Source organism: [Bacteroides] pectinophilus (assembly GCA_025146925.1).
GTDB classification, from domain to species: Bacteria; Bacillota; Clostridia; order Lachnospirales; family Lachnospiraceae; genus Bacteroides_F; species Bacteroides_F pectinophilus.
On sequence record CP102260.1, the window covers coordinates 98,407 to 124,996 of the forward strand.

24 protein-coding genes are annotated in these 26,590 nt (G+C 42.6%); 23 read left to right on the forward strand and 1 reads right to left on the reverse strand.

Annotated features, from left to right (window positions below; translation table 11 throughout):
• Nucleotides 1–28 precede the first annotated feature (28 nt).
• The 11 genes from NQ488_00425 to NQ488_00475 all read left to right on the forward strand — a co-directional run bounded on the left by NQ488_00425 (nucleotide 29) and on the right by NQ488_00475 (nucleotide 12,873).
• Nucleotides 29–1,264, forward strand: a complete 1,236-nt coding sequence (locus tag NQ488_00425; protein UWN95811.1) for an SGNH/GDSL hydrolase family protein — start codon at nucleotides 29–31, stop codon at nucleotides 1,262–1,264.
• A 50-nt stretch (nucleotides 1,265–1,314) separates the two neighbouring features.
• The gene (locus tag NQ488_00430; protein ID UWN95812.1) at nucleotides 1,315–3,147 is read left to right on the forward strand and encodes a carbamoyltransferase; all 1,833 of its coding nucleotides are present in this window, start codon (nucleotides 1,315–1,317) and stop codon (nucleotides 3,145–3,147) included.
• Nucleotides 3,134–3,562 (forward strand): hypothetical protein, encoded by a 429-nt coding sequence (locus NQ488_00435; GenBank protein ID UWN95813.1) that lies wholly within the window; start codon nucleotides 3,134–3,136, stop codon nucleotides 3,560–3,562. Before NQ488_00430 ends, NQ488_00435 begins: the two co-directional genes overlap by 14 nt.
• Nucleotides 3,563–3,606: 44 nt before the next feature.
• Nucleotides 3,607–4,602 carry an SDR family oxidoreductase gene (locus tag NQ488_00440; protein ID UWN95814.1) on the forward strand — a complete coding sequence of 332 codons (996 nt, stop codon included), beginning with the start codon at nucleotides 3,607–3,609 and terminating at the stop codon, nucleotides 4,600–4,602.
• Entirely contained in the window at nucleotides 4,603–5,178 is a 576-nt protein-coding gene (locus tag NQ488_00445; protein ID UWN95815.1) for an SIS domain-containing protein, read from the forward strand. It abuts the gene before it with no gap.
• A 19-nt stretch (nucleotides 5,179–5,197) separates the two neighbouring features.
• On the forward strand, nucleotides 5,198–5,743 hold the full coding sequence (locus NQ488_00450) for an HAD family hydrolase (protein UWN95816.1): 546 nt from the start codon (nucleotides 5,198–5,200) through the stop codon (nucleotides 5,741–5,743).
• 19 nt (nucleotides 5,744–5,762) lie between these two features.
• Nucleotides 5,763–7,520: an ABC transporter ATP-binding protein/permease gene (locus tag NQ488_00455; GenBank protein UWN95817.1), complete on the forward strand. Its 1,758-nt coding sequence runs from the start codon at nucleotides 5,763–5,765 to the stop codon at nucleotides 7,518–7,520.
• A 22-nt stretch (nucleotides 7,521–7,542) separates the two neighbouring features.
• Nucleotides 7,543–8,481 (forward strand): hypothetical protein, encoded by a 939-nt coding sequence (locus NQ488_00460; protein UWN95818.1) that lies wholly within the window; start codon nucleotides 7,543–7,545, stop codon nucleotides 8,479–8,481.
• Nucleotides 8,482–8,490: 9 nt separating this feature from the next.
• Nucleotides 8,491–9,675 (forward strand): nucleotide sugar dehydrogenase, encoded by a 1,185-nt coding sequence (locus NQ488_00465; GenBank protein UWN95819.1) that lies wholly within the window; start codon nucleotides 8,491–8,493, stop codon nucleotides 9,673–9,675.
• A 12-nt stretch (nucleotides 9,676–9,687) separates the two neighbouring features.
• The gene (locus tag NQ488_00470) at nucleotides 9,688–11,706 is read left to right on the forward strand and encodes a DUF2142 domain-containing protein (protein ID UWN95820.1); all 2,019 of its coding nucleotides are present in this window, start codon (nucleotides 9,688–9,690) and stop codon (nucleotides 11,704–11,706) included.
• A gap of 480 nt (nucleotides 11,707–12,186) precedes the next feature.
• Nucleotides 12,187–12,873: a glycosyltransferase family 2 protein gene (locus NQ488_00475; protein UWN95821.1), complete on the forward strand. Its 687-nt coding sequence runs from the start codon at nucleotides 12,187–12,189 to the stop codon at nucleotides 12,871–12,873.
• A gap of 34 nt (nucleotides 12,874–12,907) precedes the next feature.
• Here NQ488_00475 and NQ488_00480 read toward each other — a convergent pair whose 3' ends face one another.
• A complete protein-coding gene (locus NQ488_00480; protein UWN97070.1) occupies nucleotides 12,908–13,096 on the reverse strand; it encodes a hypothetical protein in 189 nt (62 codons plus the stop codon).
• A 207-nt stretch (nucleotides 13,097–13,303) separates the two neighbouring features.
• Between NQ488_00480 and NQ488_00485 the strand changes: the two genes are divergently transcribed.
• The 12 genes from NQ488_00485 to NQ488_00540 are packed head-to-tail and all read left to right on the forward strand — an operon-like array spanning nucleotide 13,304 to nucleotide 26,484.
• Nucleotides 13,304–13,705 carry a DUF2304 domain-containing protein gene (locus NQ488_00485; protein UWN95822.1) on the forward strand — a complete coding sequence of 134 codons (402 nt, stop codon included), beginning with the start codon at nucleotides 13,304–13,306 and terminating at the stop codon, nucleotides 13,703–13,705.
• Nucleotides 13,705–14,763: a glycosyltransferase gene (locus tag NQ488_00490; protein UWN95823.1), complete on the forward strand. Its 1,059-nt coding sequence runs from the start codon at nucleotides 13,705–13,707 to the stop codon at nucleotides 14,761–14,763. The genes NQ488_00485 and NQ488_00490 overlap by 1 nt, the downstream gene beginning before the upstream one ends.
• The gene (locus NQ488_00495) at nucleotides 14,760–15,560 is read left to right on the forward strand and encodes a glycosyltransferase (GenBank protein ID UWN95824.1); all 801 of its coding nucleotides are present in this window, start codon (nucleotides 14,760–14,762) and stop codon (nucleotides 15,558–15,560) included. The genes NQ488_00490 and NQ488_00495 overlap by 4 nt, the downstream gene beginning before the upstream one ends.
• Nucleotides 15,553–16,554, forward strand: coding sequence for a glycosyltransferase (locus NQ488_00500; GenBank protein ID UWN95825.1), 1,002 nt, complete (start codon nucleotides 15,553–15,555; stop codon nucleotides 16,552–16,554). The genes NQ488_00495 and NQ488_00500 overlap by 8 nt, the downstream gene beginning before the upstream one ends.
• An 11-nt stretch (nucleotides 16,555–16,565) precedes the next feature.
• Complete coding sequence (locus NQ488_00505) at nucleotides 16,566–18,092, forward strand: oligosaccharide flippase family protein (protein ID UWN95826.1); 1,527 nt, start codon at nucleotides 16,566–16,568, stop codon at nucleotides 18,090–18,092.
• 32 nt (nucleotides 18,093–18,124) lie between these two features.
• Nucleotides 18,125–19,228, forward strand: a complete 1,104-nt coding sequence (gene glf, locus NQ488_00510) for a UDP-galactopyranose mutase (protein UWN95827.1) — start codon at nucleotides 18,125–18,127, stop codon at nucleotides 19,226–19,228.
• Between the two features lie 23 nt (nucleotides 19,229–19,251).
• Complete coding sequence (locus NQ488_00515) at nucleotides 19,252–20,490, forward strand: glycosyltransferase (GenBank protein ID UWN95828.1); 1,239 nt, start codon at nucleotides 19,252–19,254, stop codon at nucleotides 20,488–20,490.
• 39 nt (nucleotides 20,491–20,529) lie between these two features.
• Nucleotides 20,530–21,450, forward strand: a complete 921-nt coding sequence (locus NQ488_00520) for a hypothetical protein (GenBank protein ID UWN95829.1) — start codon at nucleotides 20,530–20,532, stop codon at nucleotides 21,448–21,450.
• 59 nt (nucleotides 21,451–21,509) lie between these two features.
• Nucleotides 21,510–22,478, forward strand: coding sequence for a hypothetical protein (locus tag NQ488_00525; GenBank protein ID UWN95830.1), 969 nt, complete (start codon nucleotides 21,510–21,512; stop codon nucleotides 22,476–22,478).
• Entirely contained in the window at nucleotides 22,466–23,518 is a 1,053-nt protein-coding gene (locus NQ488_00530; GenBank protein UWN95831.1) for a glycosyltransferase, read from the forward strand. Before NQ488_00525 ends, NQ488_00530 begins: the two co-directional genes overlap by 13 nt.
• A 19-nt stretch (nucleotides 23,519–23,537) precedes the next feature.
• Nucleotides 23,538–25,379 carry a hypothetical protein gene (locus NQ488_00535; GenBank protein UWN95832.1) on the forward strand — a complete coding sequence of 614 codons (1,842 nt, stop codon included), beginning with the start codon at nucleotides 23,538–23,540 and terminating at the stop codon, nucleotides 25,377–25,379.
• Nucleotides 25,354–26,484, forward strand: a complete 1,131-nt coding sequence (locus tag NQ488_00540; protein UWN95833.1) for a glycosyltransferase — start codon at nucleotides 25,354–25,356, stop codon at nucleotides 26,482–26,484. Before NQ488_00535 ends, NQ488_00540 begins: the two co-directional genes overlap by 26 nt.
• Nucleotides 26,485–26,590 lie beyond the last annotated feature (106 nt).

Below are 26,590 nucleotides of genomic sequence, written 5' to 3' on the forward strand. Positions count from 1 at the left end.
AATTACATATATGGTGGAATGGAGAACAATGGGAAAGTTAAATCAGATTGCGGGAGATATCCTTGGCAGGGTTAATCCTGAAGCTGCACAGCAGCTTATTACCGCAAGGCATATTAAGAGAGAGCTTGGCAATAAAAAGCTTATACTGTGCGGAAGTGACGATACGGCAGTTAATCTTGATAAAAGGCTTGTATCAATGGGATGTGCCGGCGCAGCATATTATATTGATACGGAGAATTCTGGCGTTAAGGTTAACGGCAGGGATGTAAGGACTGTTGAGAGTGTTATGTATGAGAATACTGATGATATATACATTGCACTTATTGCGTCTAACCGAATGCACAGAATTCTTGGTGCGCTTCTTGAACTGGGATTTGAGCCGGAACAGCTTCATGTGTTCTGCAATGCCAATATCCCGGGCGGCAGCAGGCTGCTCGACGTGTATGATGTTAATCTTGGATTTACAAGAATAGATGACATACCGGGATTCACAATATTTGACAGTAATACGGATGATTCCAGACCGAAGAAGATTATTGTTACACTTGGTGGAAGTACGACGGATGCAACATTTGCCAATGTTATGAGCTGGTCGGAGATTATGCAGCACAGACTTACGGACCGCGGAATTAATGCTGTTGTGTATTGTGGAGGAATTGCTGCGGCTAATTCAACGCAGGAGCTTATAAAGTGCATAAGGGATGTTATTCCGATGAATCCGGATGCAGTTATATCATACAGCGGGATTAATGATATTAAGATGCTGGAGAGCAGCACGCCATTTGTTCTTGACTACCAGAAAGAGATAGCGGACAGGAGCGTTGATGCCGGGCTTGTTGTGAATAATAAGGCTTACCGCAATACCGGCAGTGACTCAAAGCTGACACTTAAAGCGGTTACGGCCGGTCTTGAGAATAAAAAGCCATATTCCCGTTACTGGGTTGACAATATAAGAATGATGCATGCAGTATGTGAAGAGTTCGGAATACCGTTTCATGCATTTCTGCAGCCTAACGCGTATGCAGGTAAGGGCGGGCAGATATCATTTCACAGGGAGCTTCTGGAAGATGCTGCGGCACAGCATTACAGACAGCTTACGGAAGAGATGAAAGAACTCATAAAAGATATTGATTATATTACTGATATCACAGATGCCATGGATGGCAATATGAAGTGGTACATGGATGACTGCCATCTTCTTGAACCGGGCAATCGTATTATAGCAGACAGGATTCTGCCGGTGACGATTGAACTTGTAGGATGAGTATGTTATAATAAAACGTGGTTTTTACATCAAGAAAGGATTAAGAGAACATGCATATTTTAGGAATTTCCGCTTTATATCATGATTCTGCGGCGGCGATAATTGAAGACGGCAGAATTATTGCGGCTGTTCAGGAAGAGCGTTTCAGCCGTAAGAAGCATGACAACCGAGTACCTGAGAATGCTATAATATATTGCCTTAAGGCAGCAGGTAAGAAGATGGAGGAGCTTGATGCGGTTGTATATTACGATAATCCGCTGCTTACTCTTGACCGCTTTGTTAAGAATGCAGAAGCACTCGGAAGTGAGTCTGATGGTCTTATAGAGCGTACACATGACGGAATGTTTGCTGAGAGACTCTGGATAGCAGAGCATCTTCGTAAGCGTTTTGGCAGACTTGGTAAGGAAGACAGGCTTCAGGTATGTGAGCATCATATGTCGCACGCAGCGTCAGCTTTCTACCCTTCGCCATTCGAGAGTGCCGCAATACTTACAATTGACGGTGTCGGTGAGTGGGCTACAACAACAATAGCTCATGGCAGGGGCGGACACATTGAGATGCTTGAGGAATTAAGATATCCTCATTCACTTGGACTTATATACAGTGCATTTACAGCATTCTGCGGTTTCAAGGTTAACTCAGGCGATTATAAGTTTATGGGACTTGCACCATATGGTGAGCCTGTATACTATGACATAATCAAGGAGAAGCTGATTGACCTTAAGGAAGACGGTTCTTTCAGAATTAATCTTGAATATTTTGACTATTACAAGAATGAATATATGACTAATGATAAGTTTGCTGAGTTATTCGGCGGGCCTAAGCGTGAGATGGAGAGTACGATAACAAAGCGCGAGATGGATATCGCAGCCTCAGCACAGAAGGTTACAGAGGAGATAGTTATTGCACTTGCAAAGCATGCACAGAAGATTACGGGAGAGAAGAATCTGTGTATGGCAGGTGGTGTTGCACTTAACTGCGTTGCTAACGGCAAGGTGCTTAACACAGGTGTGTTTGATAACATCTGGATCCAGCCGGCAGCAGGCGATGCAGGCGGAGCACTTGGATGCGCACTCTATGCAGCATATGAAAAGTATGGAGTAAAGAGAACTGCTGACCCTGACGACTCACAGCAGGGAAGCTACCTCGGACCTGAATATTCACATGATTATATCAAGAAGTTCCTTGATGACAACGGATATAAGTATCATGATTATGGTGCAGATGTTAACAGGGAGGTCGCAAAGCTTCTCGCAGACGAGAACATAATCGGAAGATGCTCAGGAAGAATGGAGTTCGGACCGAGAGCACTCGGCAACAGAAGTATCATTGCAGACCCGAGAAGCGAAAAGATGCAGTCCAAGCTTAATCTTAAGATTAAGTACAGAGAGTCATTTAGACCATTTGCACCTTCAGTACTTGAAGAGGATATATCAGACTATTTTGAGATTGACTGCCCAAGTCCTTACATGCTTCTTGTTGAGAATGTAAGAAAAGAGCGTCAGATACCGTTTGACAGGGATGCAATGCTTAAGGCTACGGATTTTGATATGCTTCCGATAGTTAATTCAAAGCGTTCAGACATTCCTGCGGTTACACATATTGATTACAGTGCGAGAATCCAGTCAGTTAATGAGAAGCGCAATCCGGGCTACTATGACCTTATAAAGGAATTTAAGAAGCTTACGGGATGCAGTGTTATCGTTAATACTTCATTCAATGTTCGTGGTGAGCCTATTGTGTGCACACCTCAGGACGCATATAAGTGTTTTATGAGAACTGAGATGGATGTCCTTGTACTTGATGATTTTGTTCTCCTTAAGGATGAGCAGCCTAAGTTCGAGGATAAGCAGGACTGGAGGTCAGAATATGAGCTTGATTAATAAACTGTTCAAGGGAAAGAATACTGAGAACAATGCCGGTACACAGGCACAGCAGGTCCCTGAGGCTTCATCACAGGCTGCTGCGGATGCCGGATGTACAACGACAGAAGAATCGGCAAGAATTTATGCATTTGCTAAGGCCAATGCATCACAGGCTAACACCGAGAAGATATTCGGAACTAAGGAAGCTGATTCATACTATACTGATTCAGCCAGGGTTCAGGTATTCCCTGAGAGAATCATGGACTTCGGATTTGATAATCCGGTACAGCTGGAGGCATATCTTAAGGAGCTCTGGAAGGATGATCTTAAGATGCAGGAGCTTATTCCTGTAATTAAGGTTGCAACATTTGCCAACCGTGATAAGTATGACAGTAAGTATCAGGATTTAAGCCTTTATAACTACACTCTGTAAAAGAGTGCTGATAATACAAAATATTTTTCAAAAGGAGAAATGTTATGGTTTCATTAGTAACAGGCGGATGCGGCTTCATCGGTTCGCATATTGTAGACAGACTGCTGGCAGAAGGTCATACAGTCCGTGTTATTGATAACTTTTCAACAGGACGTCCTGCTAATCTGGATCATCAGAAGGGCAACCCTAATCTGACAATCTACGAGATGGACATTCGTAATAAGGAGCAGATTGAGCCGGTATTTGAAGGCGTTGACTATATTTTCCATATGGCAGCTCTTGCTGATATTGTTCCATCAATCCAGAGACCTTGGGATTACTTTTCATCTAACGTACTCGGTACTTACAATGTATGTGAGTGCGCAAGAGCAGCAGGCATCAGGAAGCTTGTATATGCAGCTTCATCATCATGCTATGGTATTCCTGATGAGTATCCTACCAAGGAGACGGCAGAGATCCGTCCTCAGTACCCATATGCTCTTACTAAGAGACTTGGCGAGGAGACAGTTCTCCATTGGGGCCAGTGCTACGGTCTTCCTGTAGTTACTCTCAGACTTTTCAATGTATATGGCACACGTTCAAGAACATCGGGAACATATGGTGCGGTATTCGGAGTATTCCTTGCACAGAAGCTTGCAGGTGAACCTTTCACGGTAGTAGGTACAGGCGAGCAGACAAGAGACTTTACATATGTAACTGACGTAGCTGATGCATTCTATACAGCAGCAATGTCAGATATCGTTAACGATACATTTAACGTAGGAAGCGGCGGAACATATTCAGTAAACAGGCTCTGCGAGCTTCTTGGCGGTGAGATTATCCATATACCTAAGAGACCGGGCGAGCCGGACTGCACATTTGCAGACACAACTAAGATTGAGAAGGCTCTTAACTGGCATGCACATGTTACACTTGAGGAAGGCGTACAGAAGATTCTTGATAACATCGATTACTGGCGTGAAGCTCCTGTATGGAGACCTGACACAATTAGTGAGGCAACTAAGGACTGGTTCAAGTACCTTGGAAAGGAAAACAACTAGATGCACACCGAATACCTTAATCAGTTCATAGACGCATTAAAGAACTGTGAATTCTATAAAGGCAGTGAGCAGCTTAACGGATACAGCGAGGGCATTCAGGCTATGCTTGATGCCTTCACTGAAGTTAAGAAATCAGGCAGAACGGCATATTTTGTCGGCAACGGCGGAAGTGCTGCCATTGCAAGCCATATGACAAGTGATTTCAAGAAGAACGGTAATATGAAGACGGGAGCCCTTCTTGATGCATCGGTTGTCACATGTTTTGGCAATGACTTTGGATATGAATATATGTATTCCAAGCAGCTTGAGCAGATAGGCAGCGAAGGAGATCTCCTGATTGCAATAAGTTCATCCGGCAATTCAATGAATATTGTCAATGCAATAGCTGAGGCACGTAATAAGAAGATGAACGTAATAACATTATCAGGCTTTAAGCCGGATAACAAGATAAAAGGCATGGGCGATATTAATGTTTATGTCGCTCTTGAGCAATATGGAATTGTTGAGTCAGTTCATGTCACTATTCTACAGCAGGTAGTTGACGCAATTCTTGAAAGGGACGGCGCATTTAGATAAATGCGCCTTATTATCTACTATGGAAAATAAAAAACCGGCAATATTTCTTGACAGGGACGGCTGTGTAACAGTTGAAAAAAGCTATGTGAAGACAGCAGAGGATATGGAGATATATCCCTTTGCAAAGAAATGCGTGGACAGAATACATGAACTCGGTTACTGGGCAATCGTTATTACCAACCAGTCCGGAGTAGGCAGGGGCATGTTCACGGAAGAAGAGCTTGGAAGAATGAATGACCGCCTCATAAGAGAGACCGGAGTGGATGCAGTGTACTACTGCCCTCACTGGCATAATGAGAATAGTACGCTGCCGCAGTATAATATTGAATGTGACTGCAGAAAGCCTAATACGGGGATGATAGAAAAGGCTAAAAAAGATTTTGATATAGATATTGAAGATTCATATTTTGTGGGCGATAGGGCAACAGACCTTCTTACGGGGAAGAAGGCAGGAACAAAGGCTATACTTGTCCGGACGGGATATGGTTCGGGGCCGCTTGAAAAGCCGGTTACACCGGACGGAATATATGACAGCCTTGAGGCTTTTGTCAGGGACCTTACTTGAAAGGAAAAGGATTTATCGGATGAATTTATATAAGAAAGCTATACATGTTCTCGGAAAAGAAAAGGCGTGGGGGCTTCTGGGAATACTGATATTAACGATACTTGGAGCAGGTGCGGAGCTGTGCGGCGTATCAATGATACTTCCGTTTGTCAATGCGATTATGGATCCTGAGTTTATAAGCGGCAGCTCACTGCTGTCATCATTCCAGAATGCAACGGGAATGTCAACAAACGGCATGATATCACTTCTGGCAATGTCACTTGTTGTTGTATATCTTGTAAAAAATATATATCTTGTTGCAATGAATAACCAGATATATAAGTACACGTACAGAAGCCAGAGAGACCTCGCATGCAGAATGATGCAGTACTACATGGGACTTCCGTATATAAGGCTGCGTGAGCAGAACAGCTCAGACCTTATCCGTAACATTACGGCAGATTCCAACAGGTGCTTTGTTGTAATCCTTAATCTTCTGCAGATGACATCAGAACTGCTTATAAGCGGTGTACTGGTTGTATATCTTGTAATAACTGACCCTGTCATAACAATACTTGTTGTTGTGATTATGTGCATAAGTATGTTCCTTGTGCTTAAGTTTGTTAAGAAAAAGGTATCAGTGCTTGGACAGAAGGACAGATATTTTGAGGCACAGATGAACAAATGTGTTCTTGAGGCATTTGGCGGTGTTAAGGAAGTAAAGATAACGCACAGCGAGAAGTTCTTTATGGATGATTATTATTATAAGAGCACGAGATATGCTGAGCTTCACCGCAAGTGTGACGTGCTTGGAATTATTCCTAAGCAGGTAATGGAGGTTGTGACAATCGGAAGCCTTATGGTCAGTCTCACAATAAGACTGCTTATGGGAGCTGACCCAAGTACATTTATTCCAATTGTATCTGTGTTTGCCGTTGCAGCATTCAGACTGCTTCCTTCAGTTAATAAGATTGCAAGCTATATCAACTCAATAGCATTTCACCTTGCTTCATTTAATGCTATATATGAGAGCATTGACGAGATGCGTGAAGGTAATGAGGAATATATTGAGAATACGGAGAATAAGCCGGCAGTTACGCTTAATGACAGATTTGAACTTAAGAACCTGTCGTTCCATTATCCTGATTCGGACAAGAATGTAATAGACGGAATTGATCTTATACTTAAGAAGAATGAGTCAATAGCATTTATCGGTCCATCAGGAGCAGGTAAGACTACTCTTGCAGATATAATCCTTGGAGTGCTTGCACCGCAGGGAGGACAGATGCTTGTTGACGGAGAGAGTATCAACGACAATATATATAACTGGCAGAAGCGGCTTGGATATATTCCACAGAGTATATTCCTGTTTGATGATAATATCAGAAAGAATATTGCATTTGGTATTCCTGAGGATGAGATTGATGACGGGATGGTATGGAAGGCACTTGAGGAAGCACAGTTAAAGAGCTTTGTAGAGGAACTTCCCGAAGGCCTTGAGACAAGAATCGGTGAACGCGGAGCAAGACTGTCAGGTGGTCAGAAGCAGCGTATTGGAATTGCGAGAGCACTTTACTATAATCCGGATATTCTTGTATTGGACGAGGCAACATCAGCCCTCGATAATGAGACAGAGAAGGCTGTTATGGAATCTATAGAGAAGCTTCAGGGAAGCAAGACCATGATTATAATCGCACACAGACTTACAACCGTACAGCACTGCGATAATATCTATGAGGTTAAGGATGGCAAGGTCATCCACAAGGATAAGGAAGAGATATTCGGTAAGAAGGCATAATTTTGAATTGAGGATTAGTCATATGTCACAGAAAGTAATATATTCGGAGCCTACAGGCGGCTTGTGTAACAGAATGGGTGCACTTAATTATGCATACCTGTTTGCAAAAGAATATAATTGCAGACTCGTTATCCTGTGGAAGGATAATTTTGAGGCTGCATGCCATTATGAGGATATATTTAAGCCATTTGAGGATGATAATGTAAAGGTAGTCAATCTGGATTATTATAAGGAGACACCAAAGGAGCTTCTTAAGTCAGGACGCATATTCAGTCTTGTTGCAAGAGGAATAAAACATTGTGCATTTAATCTTTATTTCAGATACAGGCGAAGTAATGAAACAGAACTGACATATGAGACAGATGGCGTTTCACGCGTTGAAGCGGATGCAGTTAACCACAATCTTATTGAAAAGTTTATCAACTCCGATAAGAGATGGTGTCTGATAAGCTCATACCAATGTGCGGATCTTGCACATGATTATTCGGCACTTCAGTTTCAGGACAGATTTGAAGATGCTGTAAGAGAACTTTATGAGAAGCAGTTCGGAGCATTTGCAACAGAGGAAGAGTACAAATCGTATATCAGATGTAATGTAATCGGTGTACATGTGCGCCGGGGCGACCATAAGTATGCGATTGCCAATAATCCTCTTGATATGTTTGTCGGAAAGATGCAAAAGAGGATTGATGCGAATCCGGAGGTTAAGTTCTACCTTGCATCTGATGGCGCTGATGTAATTGAATATATGCAGAAGCATTTTCCGGGAAGAGTTATAATTAATGAAGGCGCAGAGCTTTCAAGAAAGTCCAAATCAGGAATGGAGAATGCAATAATAGATCTGCTTGCATTATCAAAGACAGGCGGAATTATCGGAAGCTTCGGCAGCACATTCAGCGATATGGCCTCATATATAGGCAGAACAGACCTGGAATATTCCAATTCAAAGGGAAAGGATTGATAGACAGTTATGAAGATAGCAGTAGCAGGAACAGGATATGTTGGACTTTCCAACGCAATATTACTTGCACAGCACAACGAAGTACATGCTGTAGACATTATTCAGGAAAAAGTGGACCTTATTAACCGGAAGAAGTCTCCTATCGTTGACAAGGAGATTGAGGAATATCTTTCAACTAAGGCTCTTAATCTTACGGCGACAACAGATGCAAAATCTGCTTATGCTGACGCTGATTTTGTAATTATATCTACACCTACCAATTATGATTCAAAGAAGAATTATTTTGACACATCATCAGTAGAAGCAGTCATTAAGCTTGTCATGGAATATAATCCGGATGCTGTAATGGTAATAAAATCAACTGTTCCGGTCGGCTATACACAGTCGGTAAGCGAGCGCATGAACTGTCACAATATTATATTTTCACCGGAGTTTTTGCGTGAGGGACGTGCTCTTTACGACAATCTTTATCCTTCAAGAATTATTGTAGGAGCGCCTAAGGATGATGAGAGACTTAACAAGGCTGCGCATACATTTGCAGGCCTTCTTGCAGAGGGTGCGATTAAGGAAGATATTCCTGTATTATACACGGGATTTACTGAGGCAGAGGCCGTAAAACTTTTTGCCAACACATATCTTGCACTCCGTGTTGCATATTTCAATGAGCTTGATACATATGCGGACATGAAGGGACTTAACACAAAGGATATTATAGAGGGTGTATGTCTTGACCCAAGAATAGGCAATCACTACAATAACCCGTCATTCGGATATGGCGGATACTGTCTGCCAAAGGATACCAAGCAGCTGAGAGCCAATTACAGTGATGTCCCTAATGAACTTATGGGGGCAATTGTAGAATCCAACAGAACACGTAAAGACTTTATTGCAGAGCAGATACTTGAGCTTAATCCTAAGATTGTCGGACTGTACAGACTTGCAATGAAGGCTAATTCGGATAATTTCAGACAGAGTGCAATCCTTGGAATAATGGAAAGAATAAAGGCTAAGGGTGTTGAGGTTGTAATATATGATCCGGCACTTAAGGATGACAGTTTCTGTAACTCCAGGGTAATTAAGGACTTTGACGAGTTCAAGAAAACTTCGGATGTTATTGTGGCAAACAGACTTGACGATATGCTTAAGGATGTTAAGGACAAGGTATATACGAGAGATATATACTTCAGAGATTAAAGAGGTTGTTGCATGTCAGATTTTATACGCACGCACAAAAGAATATTGTACATATTGGGGCTGGTTTTTCTTTCAGCCCTTTTTGTGGTATTAGGGAAGAAAAGTATTAAGACTGATAAGATAGAGAACCGGGTATATTCCATCCATGCACACAATGATAAAGAGACCGACAATATTTATTATCAGAAGCTTGTAAAAGGTGACAGAGTGAGCCAGACGTTTACTCCCGATACAAAAGTTGACGGAGTGTCATTTGAATTCCACCGCGGACAGGGTTCGGAGCTTTCAGGTAGAACATATATGACAATCACCGACAAAAAGAGCGGAGCCGTCGTGTATGAGGATGCATATGATAACAATGCATTTCCGATGGATACACTTGTCGATTTTAAGCTGTATGATACTAATCTGACGGTTGGTCATGAATATGAGATAGCATTTACAAGTGATGTTGAAAATGAATCCAATGCACCGATGCTGTATCTGCAGGATGCAGGGCGATACAAGGGGACATTTACAGTCAACGGACAGGAGGATACATCCAGGGCGTTATGCCTTGGGGTGTTCAGACATTCGCAGCTTCCGTCAAAAATATTCGATGCGATGATGATGCTTGTCATATTAGTTGTCATGTTAATACTTATAGCGATGTTTGTTAAAAGTATGCCTGTACACAGAATATGCATGCTTTCCTGCATAGGACTTGGAATTATATATATGCTTATTGTTGCACCGGGTAAGGGCTGCGATTCGGCATATCATTATGAGGTTGCATATTCATATGCAAATAATGTCCTTTTTAAAGGCAATCCGGGAGGAAAGCTTGCAATGAGGGCGGATGATTATGAATTTTATAAAAAGAATTTCAGGATAAATGACAGCTACTATGGACTTATGTCTGCAGATGCATATATGGATCTCAACGATACGGCATCACTTTTTGTAAAAGACAGTTCAATGGTAATGACACTTATTGAAACGGGCAATGAGAATTTTGTCCCGTATATTCCTTATATAGCGGGAATTGCTATAGGACGGCTGCTCCACCTCGGGGCGCTGCCTACGGTATATCTTGCCAGACTGTTTGGAATTATTGTATTTGCACTGATCATAGGACTTGCGGTTAAGATTATTCCGGCTGGAAAAGAAGCGCTCATGCTTCTGGCGCTTATGCCAATGACACTTCAGGAGTATTCGGCATTCTCATACGACGGCATGTGTATTGCGGCTGCATTTCTGTTCGTCGCATGCTGGCTTGCATTCATGCATGACAGGGCAGACAGACGTACCCTTATAATGTGGATTGTGGCTGCGGTGCTGCTTGGTGCATGCAAGAAGGGCACATATATATTCTTCCTGCTTCTGCTTGTGCCTGTTACGCGTGCACATATGACACGGAAGGAAAAGGCTGCTGTTGGTGGAAGCATGATTGCGTCGGCAGTTGTGTTTAACATAATTTCATATGCAGTTGTTGCAGCTGAGGCATTTGGACTTAGGATAATGGCAGCTGACGGAGGTTATCTGCCGGGAAGCAGTTATACGCTGTCTTATGCGGTAGAGCATCCGTTTAAGTTTATCCTTATGTGCATAGGTTCGATAATTGAAAAAGCCGACTATTATTTTGGAAGCATTATCGGTACACATCTTAGTGCCAACATACAGACAGTTCCGATTGCAGTAGTTGTGCCATTCTTCGTATTGATAATAATTGCGGCGATGGAGACTTTTGAAGATAGAACTTCTGATAACCGCATTATAATAAATACATCGGAAAGACTTGCAATGCTTGTATCTTTCTTTATGTCAAGCCTTGTGATGTTCTTCATGATGCAGGTTTCAACACCTGTAGGGTGGAACATAGACGGAGTGACAGGAAGATATTTCCTTCCGGTACTTCCGCTGGTTGTCCTGTGTCTGTATAATTGTGGTGTTACAGTAACAAAGAACACCAAAGAAAAGGTTGTTGCGGCATTTGTCTGCTGGCATATTGCAGAGGTGTTTTATGCGGTGTGGGCCGAGCTGGTGCGGTGAGGTGCGGTGATGCATGCTTTTACGGAGCCGCTTGCGCTGCATGCACCTCGCAGCGGTGCGTAAGCGGCTAAAGGACAGCCGCTAAGCACCGGCGGCTGCATAAGCCTCCGAAAAAGCATACATCACCGCGCGGAGGGATGCGCGGGGGACGCCGTGGGGTTCCCCCACGAGCTGTGCTTTTGCGGATGGCTCATACGAATGATTTTATTGCGAGTTTGTGAGTTTATGTTAGCAATGTTTGGCAGATGTAAGTGGTATAAGTGTGTGGAGGTGGGAGAGTCAGCCTGCATGGATGGTGCAGGGAATAAGCAGGCGTTTTAGAGCGGCCGGTGCTTTGGCGGCGTCTTGTGCCGCCTTACGCACCGCTGCCAGCTCTAACAAGCGCAAGCGCGCCTGTGTTGCCCTGTATCATCCATGCAGGTGCCCTGTCCCCAAACACTGTACAATTACTTTAGGTAAAGGAGCAAAAGGAGCAATCCCATGAAGAAGCTGATTATCATACCGGCATATAATGAGGCGGAGAGCATTGAAGCTACTGTCCGCGGAATACAGTCTAAGATGCATGGATTTGACTATGTTGTGATTAATGACTGTTCAACGGATGAGACGCCGGACATATGCAGGAAGAATAATTTTAATATGGTAAGTCTGCCGGTTAATCTCGGAATAGGCGGTGCGGTACAGACCGGATATATATATGCACGCGATAACGGATATGAGATTGCAGTCCAGATGGATGGTGACGGCCAGCATGATGTTGAATTTGTGCAGCGCATGGCAGAGCATCTTGAAAAGAATAAGCTTGATATGGTGATAGGCTCAAGATTTATTACACATGAGGGGTTTCAGTCATCCAGGCTCAGGCGTGTAGGAATATCGTATTTTACATGGCTGATAAAGCTGTGCACCGGCAAGACGATAACAGACCCGACATCGGGCTACAGAATGGCTGGGAGAAGAGTTATAGAGCTGTTTGCACAGGACTATCCAAAGGATTATCCGGAGCCTGAGACGGCCGTGAAGATTCTCCGGCGCGGCATGAATGTTGAAGAAATTCCGGTAGTGATGAGAGAGCGACAGGGCGGCGTATCCTCAATATCAATGACAAAATCCATCTATTATATGATAAAAGTAACCCTCGCAATACTGATAGAGCGCCTGCGATAATATATTTTTATTGTATGATGCCAGGGTCACAAGGTCAAACCCACATGAGCTCGCTCATAGGTGGGTGAAAGACCTTGGGATCCGCCCCGATATGAGCATAAAAGTGGGATGATAATCCCACGATATGCGAATATTGGGTAGGATTGTGGGAGTGCAAAGCACGGAGCAGTCCGTAGGCATCAAAGTCGGGGCTTTTGACCCCGACGTCATTGTATTGATGAATAAATAATAAATGTATATAATCCGACACACAGCAGCTTCAACCGGCAAAAGCATAAGCAGGCATTTTAGAGCGGCCGGTACTTAGGCGGTGTCTTGTGCCGCCTTATGTACCGCTGCCAGCTCTAATCAAGCGCAAGCGAGCCTGCGTTGATTTGCCGGTTAAAGCTGCGTCAATGGTGATAATAATATAAAATGGGAGATCAAATGTATGATGACCTTAAAGTTCCGCCTGATAATGGCAGCCATCCTTCTGATAGGATTTGTTATAATAATAAATATGGTCCGCAAGAAAAGCCTGGACCTGAGATACGCCCTTATATGGCTTGCGCTTATAGCAATGATTCTGGTTATTGTTATTGTGCCGGGACTTTTGGGAGTTATAACACATTTTCTTGGTATATATGACGCAATGAACATGGTTTTCTTCATGGGATTTGTGTTCCTTATAGTAGTAACATTTTTTCTTACGGCGGCGCTGTCGCGCAATTCAAACAGGATTAAAGCGCTTACACAGCAGGTAGCGCTGCTTGAGAAGCAGGTAAGGGATGAATCTGTAAAAGTATCTTTAAAAGATGAAGCATCTTCAGAAGATGCAGAGAGGAGACTGTAATGGCAGCTGTATCAATTATTATTCCGGTTTACAATGTTGAAAAATACTTAAGAAGATGTCTTCGCAGTGTATTTGCACAGACATATCAGGATTTTGAAGTAATATGTGTCGAGGATGCGGGAGTTGACAGTTCGCTTGACATACTGGAAGAATTCGCTGATAAGTATCCGGACAGAATGCATGTTATATGTAATGAGGAGAATATCGGTCCGGGCAGAAGCCGTGATAAGGCGCTTGCTAATGCAAAGGGAACGTACATCTGTTATGTGGATGCGGATGACTATATCCTGCCGGATTTCCTTGCACAGTATGTAAAAAAGATTGAAGAGACAGCTGCGGATGTTGTTATCGGAGGTTATCGTCAGGATAGCGGCAATGCCGGATCAGAGCTTATAACACACCTCGTAAAGGATAACGAATGGGCGTGCGTGACATATGTTACTGCATGGGCAAGGCTTTACAGAAAAGAATTTGTAGTTAATAACCATATGAGATTTGAGAGATTTACATGCCTTGAGGATATGTATTTTAATCTCATGGGATATGTAAATAAGATAAAATATGTTGTTATATCTGACTATGCAGGCTATATCCATTCTGTGAATGATCAGTCAGTTACGGCAAGAAGCCGTGATGATAAGACGGAAGATGCAACCGGATATGTGATTGACGTATTCGATAAGCTTGGCCAGGTCAAGGATTTCAGAAAATTAAGCCAGAATATGCGCTGGATGCTTCAGTATGCATATGTGGCTAATATGGTTAATGCGCTTGCGGTATATTCCAAAGGAATAAGTGAGGCAGAGATGAAGTCAAGGCTGGATGCAGCAATGGATGATTTTGAAAAGAGATTTCCGGATTACAGACGCAATCCATATCTCGGCGTGGCGGGACCTAAGGGACAGACAGCAAAGATAAGACTTGGTGTAAGTGCATTTATGAGCCTCAGAAAGCTTGGACTTGATAAGAAAATATTTGCCCTGCTTGCACGTCTTAATGATATAGACAGTGATAAAAACAGAAATAATGATAATTATAGTGATGGGGAGCAGGAATGATTTCAATAATCACAGTTGCGTATAATGATGCGGATGGACTTGCGAGAACACTCAATTCGGTGCTTTCCCAAAAGAACATATCTCAGACGGAATATGAGAGTATCGTTGTCGACGGCGGTTCAACAGACGGAACTGATAAGGTACTTGAGGAATACAGGGCTAAGTTTGAAGAAGCCGGAATCAGGCTTGATGCGGGAAGTGAGAAGGACGGCGGAATATATGACGGCATGAACAAAGGTATCGGAAGGGCATCAGGCGGATGGGTGTATTTCCTTAATGCCGGAGATGTCTTTTATGATGAAAATGTGCTTGCCAAAGTAAATGATATTCTTAACAAAGAAAAGAGCGATGTTGTATATGGTGATGTGTGCAGTGTCGAGAATGCAGGTGTGAAGCACATCATGAAGTCAGGCGATGATATCAATGTGATAAGAACGAACCTTCCGTTCTGCCATCAGGCGGTATTCACAAGGCGCGGGCTTCACGACAGGTATATGTATTCTACAGAGTACCGGCTTGCAGCAGATTATGAGCTGTTTCTGCATGCATATCTTGACGGGGCCGCATTTGTACATGTTCCGTTAGTTATTGCATCATTTATGCTTGACGGGGCATCAAACCGCAACAGGAAGAAGCTTTTTCTTGAGTATGAGAAGATTCACAAGCAATATGGTCTTGCTGCGACAGGCATTAAGGGCGCACTTGCACATGCATGGGGGCTTTTCAAGATAAATGCAGCCAATGTAATGCCACAGAGACTTGTATACTGGATTATGGAGAAGAGGATTAATGGGTAAGGAGCAGGGAATGAATACGCCATACAAAGATCTTATTTCAGTAATAGTTCCTGTATATAAGGTTGAAAGATATCTTTGCCGCTGCGTGGATTCCATTATTGCGCAGACATATACCAATCTTCAGATAATACTTGTGGATGATGGTTCGCCGGACGGAAGCGGTGCAATATGTGATGATTATGCTGCCAAAGATTCAAGAATAACAGTAATACATAAGAAGAACGGAGGCCTCTCAGACGCACGTAATGCAGGACTTGTGGCTGCATGCGGCAGCTACATAGGTTTTGTGGACAGTGATGACTATATAGCGGTGGATATGTATGAAAAGCTGTATAAGGCAATTGTGGCATGTAATGCTGATATGTCGGTCTGCAATTTCAGATATGTTGATGAGAATGGCAATAACATAGAAGAACGTAACAATGCACTGCCTGTTAAGGATGAAGTGATTGATGGAATAACGGCACTTACACGGACTCTTGATGATAAGGGCTGGTACTATGTCACGGCGTGGAACAGGTTATATAGCAGAAAGCTGCTGCAGAGTATATATTTTCCTGACGGAAAGCTCCATGAGGACGAATTCACAGTGCACAGAATATATTCAAAGGCAGATAAGGTTGCATGTGTCGCGGACGCCTGCTATATGTATGTGCAGCGTGGTGGAAGTATAATGCAGACCGGGTACGGAATACGCAATCTTGATGCAGTGGAAGCACTTGAGCAGAGATTTGAATTCTGCGTGAATCTGCCGGAGATGAGTGATTATATATTAAGGCTGTCACAGAGAATATACTCAATGCTTGTTGAGGCGGGCATTAAGCTTGATATGCATAATGCCGGATGCAGGCAGAGATATAAAGAGCTTAAAAAGACATATATAAAGCAGTGCAGGCAGATTAAGAAGCTTTTTACGCTAAGGCAGTGGATTATAGATGTGGCGGTGTTTGAGATATTTCCTGCCATTAATATGGCAGTATTTAAAAGATTATAAGGTGAAGGACAGTGAGTAATAAGGCAAACAGACAGCTTGCGGTTAACTTAATAGCGCAGATAGCATCATTTCTTGTATCATTCGGGATAAGCTTCTTTGTAACTCCGTATGTGACCAATAAGCTTGGAAGTGATGCGTATGGGTTCATAACTCTGGCGGATAATTTTGTAAATTATGCATCGCTTATTACGATAGCGCTTAACTCAATGGCAAGCCGTTTTATTACGATTAAGATATACGAGAATAAGATGGATGAGGCCAATGTGTATTTTAATTCAGTACTTATCGGCAATACGATACTTACAATAATTGCAGGAATATTGTCGGTAGTATGCGTTATCAATCTTGAGAAATGGATTAATATACCTGATGGGCTTGTTACAGATGTCAAACTGACATTCCTTATCGTGTTCCTTAATTTCATGGTCGGAATAATGACATCCGTATTCTCGATAGCATTTTTCTCGACAAACAGACTTGATATAAGTTCAAGAAGGTCTATAGAGGCCAATCTGATAAGGGCCGGAATAGTGCTCGGCGGATATGTATTCTTTTCACCGAGAATAATTTATGTTGCAATAGCTTCCATAACTGCAAGCATATTTATACTTGTGGCAGATATACATTACAGCAGAAAGCTGCTGCCTGAGATAAAGATTAACTTTCATATATTTGAGATACGCAAAGTTATCGAACTTATCGAAGCCGGAATATGGAATGTTGTTATCAAATTAAGCCAGATTCTTACCAATGGTCTGGATCTGCTTATAAGCAATCTGTTCATAAGCAGCAGCGCAATGGGTATTCTTGCCATAGCGCAGACAGTCCCGAATGTCATGTCTAATCTTATAGGGAGCATAGCTAATGTATTCTCGCCGGAGATGACGATATATTATGCACAGAAAGATAAGGAAATGCTTGTAAAGTCTATCAGCCGCGGAATGAGGATGATGACGGTGTTTACCATTATACCCGATGCGCTGCTTATAGCATTTGGAACGCAGTTCTTCAGGCTGTGGATGCCGGGACAGAATGCACAGCAGTTATGCGTGCTTGCGGTTATGTGTGTGATTAATACGGTTGTGTCAGGACCTATACAGCCGCTATATCAGGTATTTACAATAACCAATAAGGTAAGGCAGAATGCGGTGGCAATGATAATATACGGAATTATATCATTCCTGCTTACACTTGCCGTCCTCGAAGTGACGGATCTCGGAATATATGCGATTGTGGGGGTAAGTACGATATGTTCGCTGCTTGTTAATTTTATATTTACGATTCCGTTCTCAGCAAGGTATCTTGATCTGAGGTGGAATATATTTTTTAAAGATGTATTCAAAAGTATTCTGCTGACTGTAATACTTGTAGCTGTTAACGCAATTGTAAGCCATATGATTCTGTGCGATACATGGCTGAAGCTTATATTGACCGGCGGGGTATGCGCAGTTATTGACTTTATAATAAATATATATATCCTGCTCGAAAAGACAGAACGGGTAAGGCTTATAAATATGATGCTAAGAAGAAAATCATAATAATAAAAGATATAAAGAAAAGGAGATTATGTATGAAAAAGTATGACATTTTACTTGTGGGAGGCGGACTTTACAACGGGGTTATTGCGTATTATGCGGCTAAGGCAGGAAAAAAGTGCCTTGTAGTTGAGAAGAGGGAGCACCTTGGCGGCAATATCTACTGTGAGGATATGGAGGGCATACATGTACATAAGTACGGCGCACACATTTTCCATACAAGCAATAAGGAAGTATGGGATTTTGTAAATGCGCTCGTTGAATTTAACAGATATACGAACAGCCCGGTTGCCAATTATAAAGGCGAGATGTATAACATGCCGTTCAATATGAACACATTCAATAAGATGTGGGGAGTAAGAACTCCGGCAGAGGCTAAGGCTAAGATAGATGAGCAGAAGAGCGCCATAATAGGCGAGCCGCAGAATCTCGAGGAGCAGGCAATAAGCCTTGTGGGAAAAGATATCTACGAGAAGCTTGTAAAGGGTTATACAGAGAAGCAGTGGGGAAGAGACTGTAAGGAGCTTCCTGCATTTATCATTAAGAGGCTTCCGGTAAGATACACATATGATAACAACTACTTTAATGACAGATACCAGGGTATTCCGATAGGCGGTTACAATGAGCTTACGGACAGGCTGTATGCCGATTGTGACGTGGAGCTTGGCAGAGATTATCTTGCAGATAAGGAATATTATGACGGACTTGCAGACCTGGTAGTGTATACGGGTACTATTGATGAGTACTACGGATATAAATTTGGCAAGCTTGAGTACAGAAGCCTTAAGTTTGAAACAGAGGTACTTGACGAGGAGAATCATCAGGGCGTTGCAGTTGTCAATTACACGGACAGAGAGACTCCGTATACAAGAATTATCGAGCATAAGCATTTTGAATATGGAACGCAGCCTAAGACTGTAATTACAAAAGAGTATCCTGTGACATGGACAGAAGGCATGGAGCCGTATTACCCTGTCAACAATGAAGACAACCAGGAGCTTTACAGAAAGTATGCAGAGCTTGCAAAGGCTGAGAGCAGCGTGGTATTTGGCGGAAGACTCGGAGAGTACAAATACTATGATATGGACAAGGTTATTGAGTCAGCGATGAATAAGGCAGGAGAGCTTGGCTTAAGATAGTGACTGTGGATTGGAGAGTAGTTATGAAGGTTCTGTATCTGAACAACATATATCAGGGCGGCGGTGCAGAGAAGGTCACAAGGCAGTTGTATTACGGAATGAAGAATATCGGCGTGGAGTCATATCTTCTTACCGGATATGATGACGGTATCGAGACCGCAGCCGGGGACAGTAACATAGAGGCTTTGTACAGCGGCAGATATGCTAAAGAATGTGCCGTACTCAGAGGCTGCCTTCATAACAATGCACTCCCGGTCAACAAAAGATTAAGAAAAAAGCTCTGCGCAATGATTGAAGAGAATGATATAGATGTACTTCATATCAACAATGCCCATGGCAACTATATTGGAATCGAGGATATAGCATATCTGTCTGAGTATGTTAAAGTAGTGTGGACACTCCATGATATGTGGGCTGTAACAGGGCACTGCGCACATGCTTTTGATTGTACCGGCTGGAAGACAATGGAGTGTGGCAGATGTGAAAATAAGCGTACATATCCGGCATTTTATTATAATAATATTAAGGCAGTCCATAAGAAGAAAAAAGACAGCTTTACCGGACATGGGATAACATTTGTAACGCCGTCCGACTGGCTTGCAGGAATATGCAGGCAGTCATATCTTAAGAATGAGCATATCATAACGATAAACAACGGTGTTGATATGTCAGAGTTTGGCATATGTGACAGGCAGGAGTTAAAGAAGAGATATAATGTGCCTGCCGGTAAGAAAGTAATTCTGTTTGCAGCAGCCAATCTTAATAATGAATACAAAGGTTTTTCTTATCTGGCGCAGGCATTGGATAAGCTTGATAACAAGAGTGATTATTATCTGCTTGTGATAGGCCAGGGACTTGGGGATAGTGTCATATCACAGGAGTTCGGAATAAAGGAATTCGGTTATGTAAGTACAACAGCAATGATGAATGAGATATATGCAATGGCTGATGTATTTATAATACCGAGTGTTGCCGAGAATTTCCCGTGTGTAGCGCTTGAGGCGCTTGCGTCGGGTACACCGGTCATTGGTTCAGATGCAGGAGGAATACCTGAGATTGTAAGCAAAGATGTAGGCTGGATATTCCCAAGCAGGGACAGTGCCGCGCTGGCACAGACTATCAGCAGTGCATTCAGTAATACTAAGCAGCTTGATATGATGCGTCCGGCATGTAGGCACAGGGCAGAGAAGCTGTATACGCTTGATGGAATGCTTGAAAAGTATAAATGCCTGTATGAAGAGCTGTGCCGGAACAATGCATAGAAAATATATGAGGGCATAAAGTATTATCGGAGGATTGACATGGAACTGCATGGATGGGTTAAAAAGGCTGTAGATACATTTATGGATGGAGAATATCATATCGTATACAGGAATGACGGAAGCAGTCATGTAAAGCAGTTACGCCCTACATATTCCGAATGGTACGCTGATCCGCTGTTATATACGGAGAACGGGAAGAGCTGTGTATTCATGGAGGTGTATGACAGATTCGCGGATAAGGGGTATATAGGCGTGTCCGAATTTGACGGTAACGGCGTGCTTCAAAGACCTAAGAAGGTTATTGAGGAACCATTCCACATGTCATTTCCGCTTACTTTCAGATATGGCAACAGTGTATATATGATTCCTGAGACAGTTGGAGGGGGTGCGCTGCGTATATATGAGAAAGGCAGCAGCATATATGAATGGCGGCAGATACGGGCGATAGAAGAGATAACGGGCTGTGTGGATTCCGTAGTATATATAAGGGAAGGCAGCAGCGATATTAATATATTTACATGTAAAGAGAACGCAGACAATAAGCTTATGACGGGCTTAAGGTGGTACATATTAAGAGGCGGCATTGACGGAGAGTGTGTGGATAACAGCAGAAAGCTTCCGGATGAATGCCGTGAATATGGATACGGAGTGCGTAATGGCGGACCGGTATTTGAAAAAGACGGCTCCTTATACCGGATAATACAAAAAAGCACGGAACGCATATATGGCGAGAGCATAGAGATACGAAGACTCAGTATAGATTCTGACGGAAGATATTCCGAGCATAAGGTAAGAGAGCTGTCACTTGATGATTTTGACGTATCGACACTGCCGCTTACAACTCACAGGGTCGGCATACATACATATGGCTGTGAGAATGGAATTGAGATAACGGATATGTTTGTTGCAAGGGCTTCGCTTCGTAATATGATAAGAAAACAGATAAAAAAGCGTATGTGAACAACGATACGAGAAGCCCGGATATGTAAGACCATGAGAGGGAGAAATGGAGCTTGGATATGGATAATGATAATTTTGTGCTGACAACACCTGTGGTATTTATTACATTTAACAGGCTTGATACTGCACAGGAAGTGTTTGAACAGATAAAAAAGGCGGCGCCGCGTAAGCTTTATCTCATATCAGACGGCGCAAGGCAGAACAGGCAGGGCGAAGCTAAGAAGGTTGCAGAGGTCAGAGGTTATATTGAGGCAGGGATAGATTGGGACTGCGAGGTTCACAGAATATATGCTGACAGTAATATGGGCTGTCGTGGAAGAATTGCGAGCGGTCTTGATGAGGTGTTTGAACATGAAGACACGGCTATTATTATTGAGGATGACATTAAGCCGCATAACACATTTTTCAGATACTGCCAGACTATGCTTGAGTGGTATAAGGATGATGAGAGAATAGGGATGATAACGGGATGTAATCTGTGCCCTGATTATGACTGTGGCAGGGATTACATTTTTTCAAAAATTACGGAGATATGGGGATGGGCTACCTGGCGCCGTGTATGGAAGAATTACAGGATAAGCATTACTGACGAAGAAATGAAGGAGCTTGCAGACACGCGGTATCTTCGCAATTACTGGGGGAGATGGTACGGTGACACTATTATGAAGGGGCTTATTGATGTAAAGCTTGAAAGATGCAGCGCATGGAGTTACAGTCTTTCGTATCTTATTGCAACGAATAACCAGCTTGTGATAGTGCCGGGACATAACCTTATTACCAATATCGGATTTGAACGTGAGGATGCAACTAATACGGCGGGGAAGAGCAGATACGTATTCCCGGATGGAGAACTTGAGTTCCCGATTGCCAGAAGAAGCGGCTGCAGTGTTGACTATGAGTATGACAAGCAGTATGTAGATGCTTATCACAAAGAGAATCCGGTTCAGTTTGTGTATTCATTTGTTGTGAGCCATTATCTTGACTGGAAGAAGGACAGGCAGAGGAGGAAGAAGGGGTGTCAGAAGTAAAGATATCGGTCATAGTTCCGGTATATAATACAGAGGAATATCTGCCAAGATGCCTTGACAGTATAATCGGCCAGACATTTGATAATATTGAGGTAATCGTTGTTGATGACGGTTCTACAGATAACAGCTATTCGGTGTGCAGGGAGTATGCCGGCCGTGACACAAGAATCCGTCTGTTTCATAAGGAGAATGGAGGTGCAAGCTCGGCGCGCAATCTTGCCCTTGATAAAGTGCAGGGAGAGTATATAGTATTTGTAGACAGCGATGATTACATTCTTAAAGATGCATTGCAGACAGCATATGATGCAATTACTGCCAACAGCGCACAGATGGCTGTGTATGGAATAGATTATGCATATGGCCTTAAGCCGGATGCGGTGCGTGATGGGGATACCTTGCAGGAGCATGACGGCGGCAGACAGCAGGCATTAATTGCCGGACAGACGGATGCTGACAAGACTGTAAGATATGATAATTACAGACTTATGCGCAATTACCTGTCAGATAGGGAATTTTATATAGGGACGATTATCTGGAATAAGATATATGCTGCGGCACTCTGGGAGAACAGACGTGAAAAGGAAGGCATAATGAATGAGGATGCCGATATAATGTACCGGATAATCGGGGATGTTGAGAATGCAGTGTGTATAAAGCAGCAGCTGTATATCCAGTGTGTACGTGAAGGAAGCGTGACCAACAGAAGGTTTCACACAGGAAGGATGAACCGTCTTAATATAGCTTCCGATACCAAAAAATACATAAAAGAAAATTATGATGACAGCATGTATGGCTATGCGGTTATAGAAGCCGGTAACGTCTGTAAGGATATGCTCAAGGAGCTTATAGCTGCCGGAGCTGACAGATGTGACGGGGATGACGGCGAAGTGATGCGCGAATGCTATAACAGACTGCTTGAGTACTACAAAAACAATAATTCCGAGATGAGAAAATACAGATTCCGGGATTACAAAAAGTATCTTAGAATAATTGCATGCTATGTTATGCGAAAGCATGAATGGTTTACAAAATATCTGTAAATGAAAGGCGGAGCAGCAGATGCCGTTAGTATTGAGCTTCATATGTAATGCAGTATTGTATGCGGCAATTGCATATGAGTACGTTAAGACATGTAAAAAAGGAAAGAACACTTATTATAATATAGTTCTGGGTGTTTTGGTTATTCTGCTTATGGCTTTTTATGTATACAGCATACACGTAAGAAGAATGATATATACATGGGATTTTGCCAACTATTACAGGATACAGCTAAGATACAGAGATTATTTTGATGGAACAGTAATTAGCGGAATCAAAGCGACAGCGGCATCGTTGCTGCTGGATGATTATAACTGCTTTATAAGCATTTTCTGTGAAATGTATTGCAGGCTGTTTAATATAAAATCAGTTAACGGATATATAATGTCATATTTTGTGGCATGTATAATTCCGGTTATAGCTGCATTTTCGATTATGATAAGAAGCTTTATGAACAGATTCTGTAACAAAACGGAGGTGCGAAAGCGTGCATTCTATGTGATAATTATGGCGGCGTTTGTGTCCATGCCGCTTGTCAATTATTCGGCACTGCTCGGACAGCCTGACATATTCGGACTTGTTTTTATAATGCTTCTTACAAATGAAGCACTGTCTTATGACTTTACATCCTTGGATATTATGCGGTGTATTGTAATATTCGGATTTACAATTGCACTTATTCTTACAAGAAGATGGTATATGTACTGGGTTGTCAGCTTTTTTGTAATATGGTTTGTAACACTTGCATTTGTAAGTGATGACAGGAAAAAGGCTTTAAAAAATATGGCCGCATTTGCCGCAATCAGTCTTGTTGCAGGCGGCGCGGCCTTGTTTGTTATGTTCAGAAGAATACTTACCTACAATTACGGAGACAGATATTCCTTCTATAATATTGGAGGAATCAGATATGAGATAAGTAACCAGATTAGTTATCTCGGCATTGCCCTGACATTTTTGCTTGGTGCCGCCGTGATTACCGGTCTTGCCGTGCGCAGGCTCCGTGCTGTAACGGCAGGTGCGGTTCTGTCAGTGGCAATGTGCATGCTGATGATAACAAGAGTGCAGAATTCGGCAGAGCATCAGAGCCTGATATATGTAATGTCATATATGATTCTTATTATGGTTCTGTTGTGTGTGTGTATGAATGCAGACATGTATACGGCAGGACGCACGGGTATGCTGCCAGGGGCAGTTGAAATGGTGGCAGTTGCAGCGGTTGCGGCAGTTATGGCGGTTAATTCCGTAGTTTCTGTATCAGGAATGGCATCCGGGACGCAATTCCGGGATACATCCAATGCCGCATCCGGTTTTACCAAGAGTCAGATCCGGCTGTTTACAACAATAGATACGAAGCCGGTTGTGCGTGATGACTGGGCTGATATAGGAACTGTATATGATTATCTTACGGAACTGATATCCGGTGGAGAGAACATATACATAGTGCCTCACGGCAGGAAATATAATCCGGATACATTCCGTAACTACAAGGCACCGGCAACGCTGGATGATTACATACCTTATGGCGCATGTGTGACCGGTACGCACATATTTCCTGTAGAGTTCCTTACGTATGATTATATTATGACATGCTCACCGATAGATGATCTTGATACGGCAGACAATACAATAGTTAAGAATCTTAATGAAGCTGTAAAACATCTTGCCATGACAGGTGTGCTTGAACAGAGCAGAGAGTTTGAGTTTGCCAACGGATATGTATTTACAATCTATAGAAGAATATCCGCTGCTGATGCTGCTGAGATCGATTATCTGAAAGATCTTTTCAGTTATCAGTCGCAAAAATACCCTGAGGATTTTGAAGGAGTGCTTGAGGCATATGAAAAAAATTTTATTCGTAAATGATATTGCATATGGCGGGGGCACGGAGAAGGTGCTTCAGGATATTACGGCAAATCTGCCTGAGGATAAGTTTGATATAACTGTGCTTACATTTATAAAAGATGAGGATTTTTACAGCCATTATAAGAAGAATATCAGATATATATATCTTTATGAAAAATGCATGATGCCGGAAGAAAATCAGAGTCTGCCGTTAAAGTGTATTAACCGGCTGAAGAGAGTGCAACGTGACAGAATTATAAATCGTATTATTAATAATGCATCATTTGACATTGCGGTGTCGATTAAGGAAGGCGGTGCAATGAAGTACGTTGCGGGTCTTAAGGCGGCAAGAAGGGTTGCGTGGGTTCATACTGATTATTCGGTGCTGCACTGGTCGGCGGGCTGTTTTTCATGTGATGCTGATGAACTGGAATGTATGAAATGTTTCGATAAAGTGGTGTGTGTTTCGCACAATGTCATGAATAATGTAAAGAAATACGTCGGGGATTCAGGTAATATGTGCGTACTGGAGAATCCTATCGATGAAAGGGATATTATGCGTAAGGCACAGGAAAAGCAGAATATTGCTGCCAGACCTGACGGGAGACTTTTGTTCGTGACTGTCGGACGGTTATGTAAGGAAAAGGGATATGACATGCTCATAGATGCATGCGCGCGTCTTAATGCAATGCACATGGCTGATATGTACGAATTGTGGATAGTCGGCGGCGGAGAACTTGAACAGGAGCTTAAGTCGCAGCTTGATAGATGTAATGTCAAGAATGTAAGGATGCTTGGAAAGCAGGATAATCCGTATAAATTTCTCAAAGAAGCAGACTGGTTTGTATCATCATCAAGGGCCGAGGGGTATGCAATAGCACCACAGGAAGCTGCAATTCTTGGAATTCCCATAATAGCAACAGACTGCTCCGGAGTAAGGGAACTGCTTGGAGACAGTGAGTATGGAATCGTAATTGAGAGCAGTACTGACGCAATCTGCAATGCAATGAAAAAGGTGCTGGATGAACCGGAATATCATGAAGAATATGCAGCACTTATCGGTGAGAGGTCAAAAGCAATAAAATTGGAAGTAAGAATGAAGGCGATAGAAAAATGCCTTGTGTAATATTATTTTAAACTGTTGCAATTGTGGCCGCAGGTTGACATGTATTTAAAACTGATTTATAATTCTACTTATTTGAGGTTTTTTACACCTGAATTGTAAAATACGG

Coding starts and splice junctions, on each gene's coding strand:
- NQ488_00425 (UWN95811.1), top strand. CDS start 29: ATGGGAAAGTTAAATCAGATTGCGGGAGATATCCTTGGCAGGGTTAAT.
- NQ488_00430 (UWN95812.1), top strand. CDS start 1,315: ATGCATATTTTAGGAATTTCCGCTTTATATCATGATTCTGCGGCGGCG.
- NQ488_00435 (UWN95813.1), top strand. CDS start 3,134: ATGAGCTTGATTAATAAACTGTTCAAGGGAAAGAATACTGAGAACAAT.
- NQ488_00440 (UWN95814.1), top strand. CDS start 3,607: ATGGTTTCATTAGTAACAGGCGGATGCGGCTTCATCGGTTCGCATATT.
- NQ488_00445 (UWN95815.1), top strand. CDS start 4,603: ATGCACACCGAATACCTTAATCAGTTCATAGACGCATTAAAGAACTGT.
- NQ488_00450 (UWN95816.1), top strand. CDS start 5,198: ATGGAAAATAAAAAACCGGCAATATTTCTTGACAGGGACGGCTGTGTA.
- NQ488_00455 (UWN95817.1), top strand. CDS start 5,763: ATGAATTTATATAAGAAAGCTATACATGTTCTCGGAAAAGAAAAGGCG.
- NQ488_00460 (UWN95818.1), top strand. CDS start 7,543: ATGTCACAGAAAGTAATATATTCGGAGCCTACAGGCGGCTTGTGTAAC.
- NQ488_00465 (UWN95819.1), top strand. CDS start 8,491: ATGAAGATAGCAGTAGCAGGAACAGGATATGTTGGACTTTCCAACGCA.
- NQ488_00470 (UWN95820.1), top strand. CDS start 9,688: ATGTCAGATTTTATACGCACGCACAAAAGAATATTGTACATATTGGGG.
- NQ488_00475 (UWN95821.1), top strand. CDS start 12,187: ATGAAGAAGCTGATTATCATACCGGCATATAATGAGGCGGAGAGCATT.
- NQ488_00485 (UWN95822.1), top strand. CDS start 13,304: ATGATGACCTTAAAGTTCCGCCTGATAATGGCAGCCATCCTTCTGATA.
- NQ488_00490 (UWN95823.1), top strand. CDS start 13,705: ATGGCAGCTGTATCAATTATTATTCCGGTTTACAATGTTGAAAAATAC.
- NQ488_00495 (UWN95824.1), top strand. CDS start 14,760: ATGATTTCAATAATCACAGTTGCGTATAATGATGCGGATGGACTTGCG.
- NQ488_00500 (UWN95825.1), top strand. CDS start 15,553: ATGGGTAAGGAGCAGGGAATGAATACGCCATACAAAGATCTTATTTCA.
- glf (UWN95827.1), top strand. CDS start 18,125: ATGAAAAAGTATGACATTTTACTTGTGGGAGGCGGACTTTACAACGGG.
- NQ488_00515 (UWN95828.1), top strand. CDS start 19,252: ATGAAGGTTCTGTATCTGAACAACATATATCAGGGCGGCGGTGCAGAG.
- NQ488_00520 (UWN95829.1), top strand. CDS start 20,530: ATGGAACTGCATGGATGGGTTAAAAAGGCTGTAGATACATTTATGGAT.
- NQ488_00525 (UWN95830.1), top strand. CDS start 21,510: ATGGATAATGATAATTTTGTGCTGACAACACCTGTGGTATTTATTACA.
- NQ488_00535 (UWN95832.1), top strand. CDS start 23,538: ATGCCGTTAGTATTGAGCTTCATATGTAATGCAGTATTGTATGCGGCA.
- NQ488_00540 (UWN95833.1), top strand. CDS start 25,354: ATGAAAAAAATTTTATTCGTAAATGATATTGCATATGGCGGGGGCACG.